The 12631-nt window shown below is 45.0% G+C and carries 11 protein-coding genes; 3 read left to right on the forward strand and 8 right to left on the reverse strand.

Annotated elements, in window-relative coordinates:
• Positions 1–41 precede the first annotated feature (41 nt).
• The 7 genes from ACOSVQ_RS12085 to lptM all read right to left on the reverse strand — a co-directional run bounded on the left by ACOSVQ_RS12085 (position 42) and on the right by lptM (position 7438).
• The gene (locus tag ACOSVQ_RS12085; protein WP_491982806.1) at positions 42–2525 is read right to left on the reverse strand and encodes an EAL domain-containing protein; all 2484 of its coding nucleotides are present in this window, start codon (positions 2523–2525) and stop codon (positions 42–44) included.
• 102 nt (positions 2526–2627) lie between these two features.
• Positions 2628–3347 carry a 5-amino-6-(5-phospho-D-ribitylamino)uracil phosphatase YigB gene (gene yigB / locus ACOSVQ_RS12090; RefSeq protein WP_491982807.1) on the reverse strand — a complete coding sequence of 240 codons (720 nt, stop codon included), beginning with the start codon at positions 3345–3347 and terminating at the stop codon, positions 2628–2630.
• A gap of 3 nt (positions 3348–3350) precedes the next feature.
• Positions 3351–4328: a tyrosine recombinase XerC gene (gene xerC / locus ACOSVQ_RS12095; RefSeq protein WP_491982808.1), complete on the reverse strand. Its 978-nt coding sequence runs from the start codon at positions 4326–4328 to the stop codon at positions 3351–3353.
• The gene (locus tag ACOSVQ_RS12100) at positions 4297–5049 is read right to left on the reverse strand and encodes a DUF484 family protein (protein WP_491982809.1); all 753 of its coding nucleotides are present in this window, start codon (positions 5047–5049) and stop codon (positions 4297–4299) included. The genes xerC and ACOSVQ_RS12100 overlap by 32 nt, the downstream gene beginning before the upstream one ends.
• 113 nt (positions 5050–5162) lie before the next feature.
• On the reverse strand, positions 5163–5993 hold the full coding sequence (gene dapF / locus ACOSVQ_RS12105; RefSeq protein WP_491982810.1) for a diaminopimelate epimerase: 831 nt from the start codon (positions 5991–5993) through the stop codon (positions 5163–5165).
• Positions 5994–6004: 11 nt separating this feature from the next.
• On the reverse strand, positions 6005–7258 hold the full coding sequence (lysA, locus tag ACOSVQ_RS12110) for a diaminopimelate decarboxylase (RefSeq protein ID WP_491982811.1): 1254 nt from the start codon (positions 7256–7258) through the stop codon (positions 6005–6007).
• A 63-nt stretch (positions 7259–7321) separates the two neighbouring features.
• A complete protein-coding gene (lptM, locus tag ACOSVQ_RS12115) occupies positions 7322–7438 on the reverse strand; it encodes an LPS translocon maturation chaperone LptM (protein ID WP_491982812.1) in 117 nt (38 codons plus the stop codon).
• A 75-nt stretch (positions 7439–7513) separates the two neighbouring features.
• Between lptM and cyaY the strand changes: the two genes are divergently transcribed.
• Positions 7514–7828, forward strand: a complete 315-nt coding sequence (gene cyaY, locus ACOSVQ_RS12120; protein ID WP_491982813.1) for an iron donor protein CyaY — start codon at positions 7514–7516, stop codon at positions 7826–7828.
• A gap of 99 nt (positions 7829–7927) precedes the next feature.
• Here cyaY and ACOSVQ_RS12125 read toward each other — a convergent pair whose 3' ends face one another.
• Positions 7928–10456 (reverse strand): class I adenylate cyclase, encoded by a 2529-nt coding sequence (locus ACOSVQ_RS12125; protein ID WP_491982814.1) that lies wholly within the window; start codon positions 10454–10456, stop codon positions 7928–7930.
• Positions 10457–10857: 401 nt separating this feature from the next.
• Between ACOSVQ_RS12125 and hemC the strand changes: the two genes are divergently transcribed.
• Together hemC and ACOSVQ_RS12135 are read left to right on the forward strand one after the other, a co-directional pair.
• A complete protein-coding gene (hemC, locus tag ACOSVQ_RS12130) occupies positions 10858–11796 on the forward strand; it encodes a hydroxymethylbilane synthase (protein WP_491982815.1) in 939 nt (312 codons plus the stop codon).
• Between the two features lie 90 nt (positions 11797–11886).
• The gene (locus ACOSVQ_RS12135) at positions 11887–12630 is read left to right on the forward strand and encodes a uroporphyrinogen-III synthase (RefSeq protein WP_491982816.1); all 744 of its coding nucleotides are present in this window, start codon (positions 11887–11889) and stop codon (positions 12628–12630) included.
• The last annotated feature ends 1 nt before the right edge of the window (position 12631 follow it).

A 12631-nucleotide genomic window follows, 5' to 3' on the forward strand; every position in this document is an offset into this window, starting at 1 on the left:
AATGCTTTATCTTCTAAAACGTTAACGTAGTCTCTACAACTTTAACGTAGACGGCTTGGCTGACCTAGATAGAACCCTTGCAGATAGTCGATTCCCATATCTTCACTGATACGGCACACCTCTTCGTTATGAACAAATTCCGCAACGGTTTTAGCGTCTAGTACCTGACACAGTCTCACTAACTGTTGAGCAATTTTTCGCTGCTTGAGGTCTTTGTCGATATTACGAATCAAGCTACCGTCGAGTTTGATAATTTGAGGCTCTAGTTTCACAATCTCATCGATGTTGGAATAGCCACAGCCAAAATCATCCACAATGATAGAAGCGCCTAAAGAGCGGAAATGGTTACACACTTCAATCATGTGTCCGTAGTCTTTAATTTGTTCTGTTTCCAACACTTCTAAACCCACTCTTGTTGGGTCTGCTAGTTGTTGAATCGCCTCTTCGAGATGTCTCAGTGTTCTGTCGCTCATAAAGTCTTGTGGTGACAAGTTGATAGAGAACGACTCGCTACGAGACCGCATGAGCTCAAAGGTGCGCGAAATCATCTGACGACTCAAGCGAGAGTAAAGGTGAGTTCCTTCGATAATGGGCAGAAAACGCCCCGGCAATATGATTTCACCGTCATCTTCAATTCGAACCAGACACTCATAAGAGGAAACCTCGTGGGTTTTCGCTTTAACAATCGGTTGAGCAAACACCTGAACATTATTACCAAGCACTGCTCGGCTCACACACGAGAGCCAACTTAACTGCTCTTGCCTTACTTGATCGCGAGCTCTTAGATCACTGGCACAATAGAAATGGCGGTTCTGGTTTTGCGCGAAACGGCGCGCTTCAATTGAACGCAGCAATAAGTCATCTTTGCCTAAATCGGGGAAATCTCTGCGGCTGACAAAACCTGCACAGAGAGAAACCGATAAGTAATCCACCTCCGGCAGACCATAAGGTTCAAAGTTGAAATTTTCTAGCTGCTCAACAAACATCGAAAATTGCTGGTGGATATAACCGCTGTCAAATTCGCTACGGAACACACACGCCCACTCACCTACGCCAATTGCGTACAGTTTGCTGCGACCTGCCAGCATTTGATTCATGTATTGCTGAAAATGGTCACTCAAATCTTGCAGAAGCTGGTCACCCACTTGGTAACCGTATTTTTCGTTAATGCGGCTAAAGTTGGTTAATTTCAGAGTGATAAGATGGTCATCACTGCCCATCAATGACAAACGTTCGCGCAGCACTTCGCGGTTCGGTAAACCCGTTCGTTTATCAACGCGATAACTCGATGTGAGCAGTGAGGCTTGAGACTGAACCTTCTGTTCAAGGTTTTGAGTCATTCTGTCTACATCTGCCAGCGCATTGCGAATCAGGCAGAATAAAGGGGCGATAACGTTATGCTCTTTAAGCTCTTTCGAAGAGTTATCTTCGCTTATCTCCACATCACCTTCTCGTAACGCCAAATAAGTCATGCTGTGGTGCAACACCTGCTGATGCTCACCCATACGAATCAACTCTCCGGCACAATAAGTACCGTAAGAACTGGCGACACGCTGCAGTGGAAGTAACTCCGTGTTCTCATCCATAAATTGCAGACGAGACAAACAGTTATAGACAAAAATCTGCTCTGGCTGAAATTTAAGTAACCGCTCAGCGCCAAGTTGAACCTGACCCAAAGTTAATGAAGGATGATCGAAACAAAATCTCACTTCATCACCAATCTGCAATTCGCGATTCAGTAGAATTCCGTCTTCAGTCAGGCTTAACGGTAAATAGACATCTTGCTGTTTACTGTCGCCTTTAATCAGTGGGAAGTGCTGCAGTAACTCGACCGGAACGGATTTAGAGTCTCCCAAGTAACGATCGTAAATGGTATGGACAGGTTCACCATCCAAACACTGTAAATTTCTCTCGGAAGATTTCGTGACCCTAAATGGACGCCCGATCGGGTTCCATTCGGTATAGCTATCACCCGTGATATGCAAAGATTCACCGTGAAGCGCAGCACCAACCAAAGCGTTTTCATAAAACTTGTTGCCAAGCAGAACCCAACGACCGTTGTCTGTTGGACATGATGCGCCACCAAAAATAGGCACTGTTGAAAATTGGCTGAACTGAGTAATTCGCTCACGACGAGTAAATTCCATACGATCAGTGAAGCAAATGATCGCTTTGGAATCGGTCCTAAGTTTGAGTCTTTGTGCAAGCTTACTGCTATCAACAAGCAGTTGATCGGTATAGTTCACCACCGTTGACGTCAGTGACACATTCTTGAACTGAGTAAAGACCAGCAAAGTGGCATTCTGGTGGATAGAACCCTGATGTATCACATTAGATGAACTCATACCTATGATATGAGCATTCGGATACATCCCTATCAGTTGGTTGGCAATATCAACAACGTCACTGGGCGGTTGATTAGAAAAAAGCTGTATGAGTGTAACGCCATCATTAGCGACAGCATTTTCATTAACAACACTTTTAACAGATTGCTGCGCAGTGATTAATAACGACGACGTGAACATGGACTTCGACTAACCCAACTGAAGGTGAAAGATTCATATCAAGACAATATGAATCTCTTATTATTATTGTTAATAATTATACCGCATAGATGCATAAGATAGTCATCTTATGAGTTGAGATAATTGTTCAATTTGATTGATTTCTAGATCTGGAAGGATTTTTGCCTTGCGTGTTGCACGTAATGTGAGACCTCGGTCATTGTACCAACATGCTTGGAAACCATGCTTTTTCGCTCCCATGACATCTTTTATCGGATGGTCGCCCACATGCAAAATTGATTTCGCAGGTAGTTCTAAAAATTCTTGTGCACGCAGGAACATATCCGGATACGGTTTCGCATGTCCATCCGGACCTGCTCTGAGTATCAATTGGAAATACTCAGCCAAACCTATTTTCTCGGGGTCAACATTACCATTGGTGATCGCGACCAGAGGAATTTTTGCTGCGAGCTCACGCAGTACTCGGTGTGTTACGTCAGGCACGTCCACCAAGTTTCTTAAGCGATGCACTTCTTGCATAGCATCCGTTGCAGCAATTCTTGCATCTTGCTCACCATAGCCTAACTGCATCAAGCCGTGACGAATCTGCTCAAAACGCCATAAACTCACATCATGAGGCAGCCAAAGGTTATCCTTTGCCAATTGTGCTTTGAGAGCTTTCCACCAAACCATAGGTTTGGTCGCCGTCACAGGATGATGTTCAAACAGCCAAAGGGCGACTTGCTCTTCCACATGACGTATGACTGGACGGTTATCATAGAGGGTGTCATCCAAATCAAATGACATCGCATGAATGGGTGAAAGGCTGCGATAAATCTGCATCACTCACTCCTTATCTTTGTTTTGCTTACGCTTATGGGCTCTCGGATGAGCTTGGTCATACACTTGAGCTAAATGTTGAAAGTCCAAGTGAGTATAGATCTGTGTGGTCGAGATATTTTCGTGACCTAACAATTCCTGTACAGCTCGCAGATTATTACTCGATTCAAGTACATGAGTGGCGAAGGAATGACGCAGTTTGTGAGGGCTAATATGACTCGGTACCGCCTGCTTCTGTCCCCACTCCGCCATACGCTTCTGTACGCTGCGATGGGAAATGCGCACACCGAGCTTGGACACAAACAACCCTGTTTCATCAGGATGTGCAAGCTGACCACGAATTTTCAGCCAGTTGTTGAGCCACTCTTTCGCCATACCGGAAAATGGCGCTACACGTTCTTTGTCACCTTTACCCACCACACGAATTTCGCCAGCGCTGAAGTTAACATCTTTGACATCAATAGAGACAAGCTCAGCCAGACGCAACCCAGAACCATACATCAACTCCATGATCGCGCGATCACGGATCGACAGTGGGTCGTCTTCGTTGACTTCGAGCAATTGCGCCATTTCATCGACATCGAGGTTTTTAGGGAGAGGACGCTTTTTCCGTGGTGCAGAAACCCCTTTTGCAGGATTGGCGCTCATTTCACCGCGTAAAATCAGGAAATCGAAAAAGCTGCGAAGTGACGAAAGACGTGTGGCGATGCTGCTCTCTTTCATTCCAGAACGCATGCCTTTACTGGCAAGCTGGCGAACCCAGCCTGCGTCTACATTGACCCAACCGTCGACACCTACAGACATCAGGTACAAGCCCATGGTTTCCAGCTGTTGTTTGTAATTGCGCTGCGTATAAAGGCTCAAGCCTTTTTCACTGCGCAGATATTCATAGAAGCGTTCTAACGGTTCAGCAAAGTTCGTAGTCAACTGAGGGTTCGTTGCCAAATGAAGGCTAGTTGATAAATGAGGTGCTGATTCGTTCATGAGACTCCTGCTGCCAAGGCAAAATTTCGATTAGATGAGAAACAACCAAAGCAAGATGACGCAAGAACAAGGTATCCATTGATGGCTGGAAGTGACCACCATCTTCACTAGCAAAAGCCAAAATACCCAATGGGTTACGCTTCACTAGCGGAAGAATAACGTACGATCCCATTTCCGGCGCAATTCGTCCTTCACCAACCACTTTGCCAGCAAAAAGCTGTTCCCCAAAAAGCTGCTCGCCAAAAAGTAAGTGACGGTCAGCTTTTCTCAATCTGCCGAGATAGGCGCTCTTACCATTGAAATGGTTGGTCGCAAAACGACTCCATTGCTCTTTCGTCAGGCTGTATTTCGTATCTGAGTTGTTTAGTAGGCGGACATAACCAATCAGGTTCAATGTACGCGCCTTCTCTTCAATCATGGCACAGACATCAGCAAAGCATTCACACTTTAGTATCTGTTCTTGTAAATCCATGAACTCATGGAAAGTGCGATCATTGCTTGCAGCGAGTGACATCAGGGAAGTAATTTCTTCTTCTAAATCTTCAATTCGCTGGCGTTGACGAGCCATTTGAACGTGAACAAGAGAAACGGAACCAGATTGCTGACTCGGTAAAGATAAGCTATCCACCAACTCAGGTCTGTGCTTAAAAAAATCTGGGTTATCTTTTAGATACTCAGCAACAACTTCCGCTGTCAGAGCATCGGCATCCAGTTGTGACAAAACAATGTTTTCCTTAGAGCAACTGATTCGTTAAAACCAGTTCATTAATAACTTCTTTTTAGAAACTTTGTCTCCTAAGTCGCCAATCATATCAGCGACTCAGGGGAAAGAAATTAGCAAGAAACCTGACCGTCATAGACGTGAGTTGCAGGACCGGTCATGTAAAGTGGGTGACCTAAACCTTTCCACTCAATTTCTAAACTACCGCCCGGTAGATGAACAACAACTTCTTCATCCAGCAGACCTTGCAGAATACCTACGGCGACAGCAGCACAAGCGCCACTTCCGCACGCTTGAGTTTCGCCCGCTCCACGCTCATAAACACGAAGCTTCACTTCTTCACGGCTCACCACCTGCATAAAGCCGGCATTCACACGCTCAGGGAAACGCTCGTGCGATTCTAGCAATGGACCTAGCGTCTCTACCGGCGCAGTGTTGATATCATCCACCACAGTAACAACATGTGGATTACCCATGCTTACCGCACCACAAAACAACGTTTGCTCTTCGACACGCATGATGTAAGTTTTTTCCATTTGCTTAGCGCGGAATGGGATCTTGCTCGGTTCGAACTCAGGCACACCCATGTTGACCGTGATTTCATCACCATCGCCGACATTGAGGATCATCTTGCCTTTTTTGGTGCTGACGCTAATGCTGTATTTGTTGGTTAAACCTTTCATACGCACAAAACGAGCAAAACAGCGCGCGCCGTTGCCGCACTGCTCTACTTCACTGCCATCAGCATTAAAAATACGGTAGTGAAAGTCTGTTTCTGGATCATAAGGAGCCTCAACCACCAACAGTTGGTCAAAGCCCACTCCAGTATGACGATCCGCCAAACGGCGGATCAAGTCTGGAGAAAAATAGGCGTTCTGAGTAATGCAATCCACAACCATGAAGTCATTACCCAAACCATGCATTTTAGAAAAGTGGAAGTGCATAATTAGTCACTTTACTCCGGTAAAATATTTTCTAGAGCCCAAAGGCTACTCAGTTCTTCACGCTTACGTACAAGATGCACTTTATCGCCGTCGACCATCACTTCTGCCGCACGGGTACGAGTGTTGTAGTTGGATGACATTGTAAAACCATAAGCACCCGCTGAACGAACAGCCAACAGATCACCAGCTTGTAAAACTAGAGAGCGGTCTTTACCTAAGAAGTCACCCGTTTCACAAACTGGACCAACTAAATCATACGTTGTTGGTTCACCGTCACGTGGTACTAATGGGATGATGTCTTGCCAAGCTTGGTAAAGTGCTGGACGAATCAAGTCGTTCATTGCTGCATCAATAATGGCAAAGTTTTTGTGCTCTGTGTGTTTCAAGAACTCAACTTTGGTCAACAGCACACCGGCGTTAGCTGCTATCGCACGACCTGGTTCGAAAATCAGCTCTAGGTCTTGATGATTTTCTAAACGTGACAACAGTGCTTTCGCATACTCAGAAGGCTGAGGTGGTAGCTCATCACGATAAACCACACCTAAGCCACCGCCCACATCAAGGTGCTTAATCTTGATGCCCGCAGCAGTTAATTCATCAATTAATGCTAGCAAACGATCGGTCGCATCGATAAATGGCTCAATCGCGGTTAGCTGAGAACCAATGTGGCAGTCGATACCACAAACCGTTAGGTTCTCTAGACTTTGTGCTAAGCGATAAGCTTGTGTTGCACGGTCAAAAGCAATACCAAACTTGTTATCACGCAAGCCCGTTGAAATATAAGGGTGAGTTTTAGCATCCACATCAGGGTTAATACGTAGTGAAATCGGAGCTTTAACACCGAGTTCACCCGCAACCTTATTTAAACGCTCTAATTCCGGCTCTGACTCTACGTTAAAGCACTTAATCTTCAGTTCTAAAGCGCGTTTCATCTCAGCTTCGGTTTTACCAACGCCAGAGAAAACCACTTTCGCAGGATCGCCACCAGCAGCGATAACACGCTCAAGTTCACCACCTGATACGATATCGAAGCCCGAGCCTAAACGAGCTAAGGTGTTCAACACACCGATGTTTGAGTTTGCTTTAACCGCATAACAAACGAGGTGTGGGTGATCTGCCACAGATTTATCAAACGCATGCCAGTGACGTTCTAAAGTTGCGCGAGAATACACATATAAAGGAGTGCCAAATTGCTCTGCAAGTTGCGTTAAAGCGACGTTTTCCGCCCAAAGCTGGCCATCATCCTGATAATTGAAGTAATCCAAAATTCTTTCCCTTATTTTTTCATTCGTTATTTATTATTAGTGCTTTATTTACTTTTTAGTTTGTTACTTATTGAGCTCACTGTTTTGAGCGTCATCAGGCATATAAAGTGGTCCGGTTTGCCCACATCCTGCTAATGCAAGGGCAGACAAAAGAAATAGTGCTGTAATGGACTTTTTCATTTTGCATATCGTGATTATTGATTCAATGCCCCCTATAATCGCACCACAATCAGGAAAAGCAATAGGACAGATAGGATGAACGAGACTGAATTTCATCAACTGGTCGATAGCCAGATGCAAATCATTGAACACGCCATTGATGATTCGGGTGCCGATATTGATTATGAAACGACGGGTAACGTGATGACTTTAGAGTTTGAAGACCGCAGTCAAATCATTATCAACCGCCAAGAGCCAATGAAAGAGATCTGGCTGGCGTCGAAATCAGGTGGCTTTCATTTCCAGTGGCGCGATGAACAATGGATTTGTTCTAAAACGGGTATGGAACTCATCAGCATGGTTAAGCAAGAGTGTGAAAAGCACGCTGACGAAGAGATTGACTGGGAATAGTCTTAGACTTACAAAGCTGAATCGAAGCGTTAAATATCCAAATAGAAAAAAGAGCACTAAGGTGCTCTTTTTTACTTTCAGTTCTAGGTTCTTACCAAGTTAGGCATTTACCGCTTTCGATGGACGAGAGTAAAGCGATGTGTCATTGCGATAAGGCACGACGTAAGTTTCGCCCTCTTCCGGATGAACAATCTGATAGTACTGAGGCAAGTTGAAGTTAATCAACTGAGATGCCAACTCATTGTCATCACGAACTGATGTATAGAACGAGTTCACACTGGCGATCATCTCATCTTTCTCACCATTGAACTGGTGATATACCTCAACGCGGTTATTTTCATCTAACACATAGATATTGAAACCCTTCTCCGTGTCTTCGAAGAAGAACTGCACTAGACCTTCACTTGCAAAGCTATCTACCACATTCGGCAATTGATAGTCTTCATCGCGGTCAAGCATAAGCAGCGGAGAGCCTTTCAGCTTGTTGGTTGAAATGCTGCGATAAAAATCGACCGAGTTTTCCAGCTTCTGTACTGACACTCCACGACGCTCAAAGAACAGACCGTACATCTGATCACCGATACGCAAAGCTTTGAAACGACGGCGCTTCTCTTGTTCAACAGGCTTCAAACGCAAATCAATACATTCTGCCAGTAGCTGATACACCAAATTACGCATCACACCACGCAAGTTCTTGCTGTAGCAGAACACATCTACCGATTCTGGCGGCAAAGCATCTTGGTGCATTTTACCTAACACTGTTTTCAGTGCATCCATCATGGCAGTTTCACCTTTAAAATGCAGCGTACGCACTTCTTGCCATGAGTTTCGGTAAACTAAGTCCACACTGCCCACTAAGCATTTTTGTTCAGCACCAAAGCTGAAGATGTCTGCGTTCTTCAAATCCACTTTCAATGCCTTACCACTTAGCTCCGCAGTAGGGTCATTTTCAAAGTTGATGAACATCGCCAATTGGCTAATTTCACACGGACTTGCTAACGCTTGCATCGTTGGACGACGCTTACGCAGTGAGAAGGTGTTACGCAAATCGCTGACCATCTGGTAGAACTTATCGATATCAAGATGTGCGCCGCGTACCACAGAGTGCAGACGTGTCGACTCCGTGATCATGCCGTTAAAAAATGACCAAGCCACCAACTTACTGAGATATTCGTTGTGCTCAAGATAAGGCTGACCAATGATGCGATGTGCAATGATTGGCTGCTTATACAGATACCAACCGGCTTTATTAGTACGGCCTTTACTCACCTCGATAAAGGTTAAGTCAGGCTCGTGCAGGTCCGGTGAAATCTGTGGATTTAACAAAGTCACTTTGCCCGGAAGTACTTCAAATGCCGCATATAATTTACGCGCCAATATCGAAATGTCTTGCGGACTAATCGCCGACGTAATGTCATTACGACGAGCAAACTGAATAAGGTTGCGGTAGCTGAGCATCAAAGCATCAAGCAGTGAATGGTGAACCACTTTCACTTGCTCAACTTTCCAGTGACGACGGTTATCCAGCTCCTGAATCACAGAGCGCGACCATCCCCATTGTTGTGTCAACTCACCCAAGGCCTCACGACGCCATTCAACCGAGCCAACACCTGGTTCACGAGAAAGCTTTTCATGGGTCTTGAGATAGAAACAACGGCGAACTAAATCTAAGCGCGTATCGTCACCGATACGTTCGAGATAACGCGTTACCTTTTCCAGCATCAGGTAGTATGAATCCATACCGTAGAGATCTGGGTCATGGGCAAAGAAACGGCGCTTGCTGTCTACACTCAATAGCTGTGTATGCGGGTACTCCCACGAATAGGCCTCTAGCAGTATCGCCTTCATCACCGATTTGTACGGTGAGTCGATACTCTTATACAACTGCCACAAGTTCGCACCAAAGTACTCTTCCGCTGGGATATGGTTAAGCTGACCGAAGTCGATCCATTCAGAGCAGTCAATATAAGATTTTGAACACAGCTGAGTGACGTATTCGTCGTAGCACTCTTCCATCTCAGGCGGCACAATTTGCCACAAAAGACGTTTACCTGCTAAGCGTACGGCTGAGCGATAAAACTCATCCAATAGCAGCATATGTTGGGATGAACCACAGTTTTCACCCGTCATCGCTTCTGATTGGTTGGAACGGAATCGTTGCTCATCCATCAAGAAGAAGTTTGCTTCAACACCTTGGCTCTTCGCCCAATCCGTGATCAATAAACATTTATTGGTCAAACGCTCACGAGCTTCACAGCCCATTAGCGAGCTCACACATACCCAAATATCCAAGTCGCTGGAAGTACTTTGACCAATAGACGATGTACTACCCATGGTGTACAGACCCAAAATCTCAGGTCGACCTGAAGTCGTCAAAGGCTGATTAAGCGTTAACTCGGTGTCATTAACGAATTGCTGTTGAATATCATTGAGTTCAAAACAATGGATACCATGCGGAACTTCGTTACTGAAATAGCCGGGAATAATCGGGTGATTATAGTGAAATAAAGCGGGGATAAGGTGGAATACTCGCTGGCTTTGCAAATCCATAAGAGCCAGCGCACGCCTGATGCGTTGCTGGTTTAACTTATCTAATCTCTGGATTAACGTCTGTGTGTAAGCCTGCAAGGTTTGGTCCTTGGTTGAAACAAAAATGTGCACTTTGGTTGCATTTCACACTAAAGCGCCATCAAAACGTGATCAATTTAACACTTTAATCCGCACTGGTAAAGCGATCTTGGTACTATGTCACACTAAAGTCTTATATCACAAGAGCGCTTGAAAGCCTTTGCAACCAGCATTGTAACTATCTAACGTTACCTATTACTAAATCATAGTTACAAATGTGTTAATAATCACATTTGCACTTAATTTTATTCGTAATAAAACACCACAACCACAAGACAAATAACTAGTAGTGAAACTTTATTTTTTACGGTGGTAGACTATGAGCCTAAAAATTATCGTCGAAAAAGGTCAACAGACCCTACTTCAGTTGCCCTATAACAAATATTTTTATCAGGATTACCATGACACAGACTACGCCTATTCGAATCGCTACCCGTCAAAGTCCATTGGCTTTATGGCAAGCTCACTATGTAAAAGATGCTCTGCAAGCTGCTCATCCAGGTCTCGAAGTTGAATTGGTAACTATGGTAACAAAAGGCGACATCATCCTTGATACACCACTGGCAAAAGTGGGCGGTAAAGGTTTGTTCGTTAAAGAGCTAGAAGTGGCGATGCTTGAAGGCCGCGCAGATTTAGCCGTGCACTCAATGAAAGATGTGCCTGTCGAATTTCCTGAAGGTCTTGGTTTGGTCACTATCTGTGAGCGTGAAGACCCACGAGATGCTTTTGTATCAAACACCTACTCTTCCATTGATGAACTGCCACAAGGCGCGATTGTCGGTACTTGCAGCCTACGTCGCCAATGTCAGCTAAAAGAAGCTCGTCCAGATCTCGTCATTAAAGAGCTTCGCGGTAATGTGGGTACACGTTTAGGCAAACTCGATGCGGGTGAATATGATGCCATCATCCTTGCTGCAGCAGGTTTAAAACGTCTTGAACTGGAAGAGAGAATTCGTAGCTTCATCGAGCCAGAACAATCATTGCCTGCAGTTGGACAAGGTGCGGTAGGTATTGAATGCCGTCTAGACGACGAGCGCTTGAGAGAGTTGTTAGCACCGCTGAACCATGCAGATACGGCTGACCGTGTAAAATGCGAACGCGCCATGAACCTAACGTTAGAAGGTGGTTGTCAGGTGCCAATCGGCAGTTATGCCTTGCTTGAAGGTAATGAAATTTGGCTGCGTGCGTTAGTCGGTGAACCTGATGGTTCAACCATCGTGCGTGGTGAAATCCGAGGCGCTCGCCAAGATGCTGAACAGTTGGGAATCGAGCTCGCTCACCAGCTATTAAATCAAGGTGCAAAAGAGATTCTAACTAAGCTGTACGCTGAACACGAATAACACTCTTTAGTTAGAATAAAACGCTGTAGTTAAAATAACACTCAGCAGTTAGTTTAACGTTATCAGTGAAATAATAGGCGGCGGAATAAGATGGCGGTATTAGTAACGCGCCCAGAAGCGCAAGGTATAGAGTTGTGCCAACAACTCAAAGAATTAGGTATTACCGCTTTACACCATCCGCTGATCACTATCGAGGCAGGTACAGACCTGCCTCACCTTCTTCCCGACATACATCAATGTGATACCATCATTGCGGTTAGCCAACATGCAGTCGCTTTTAGTGACCAATATTTGAGACAACAGCAATCAAATTGGGCAACATCAACAAGATACCTTGCCGTTGGTCAAAAAACAGCACACCTTTTAAGCAAAGTAACAGGACAATCAGTAAACTACCCTCAAGTCAGTGATAGCGAGCATCTGCTTGAACTGGCAGAGTTACAATCCGTTTACGGTCAGAAGATTACCATTCTACGAGGAAACGGTGGGCGTGAACTGATCCATGAAACGCTTAGTGAACGTGGCGCGTTGGTGACGTATAAAGAAGTGTATCAACGAACAGATTTACCTTTTGATGCCAATCACTCTTATAAACAATGGCAGCAAAAACACGTTGATACCCTAATCATTACCAGTGGTCATCAACTGGCTTTTTTTATGTCTCAACTCGATAGCTCAATCAACGATAGATCAATAAGATCATGGGCTCGTAAGCTGAAACTATTGGTACCAAGCGAACGTATCGCAAACGATGCAAAAACAATGGGATTTGAACATATCGTTGTTACTCGCAGTGCAGCGAACCCAGATTTAGTGGCCGCTCTCCAGCCATAAC

It is taken from the genome of Vibrio sp. HM8-C, assembly GCF_058630515.1.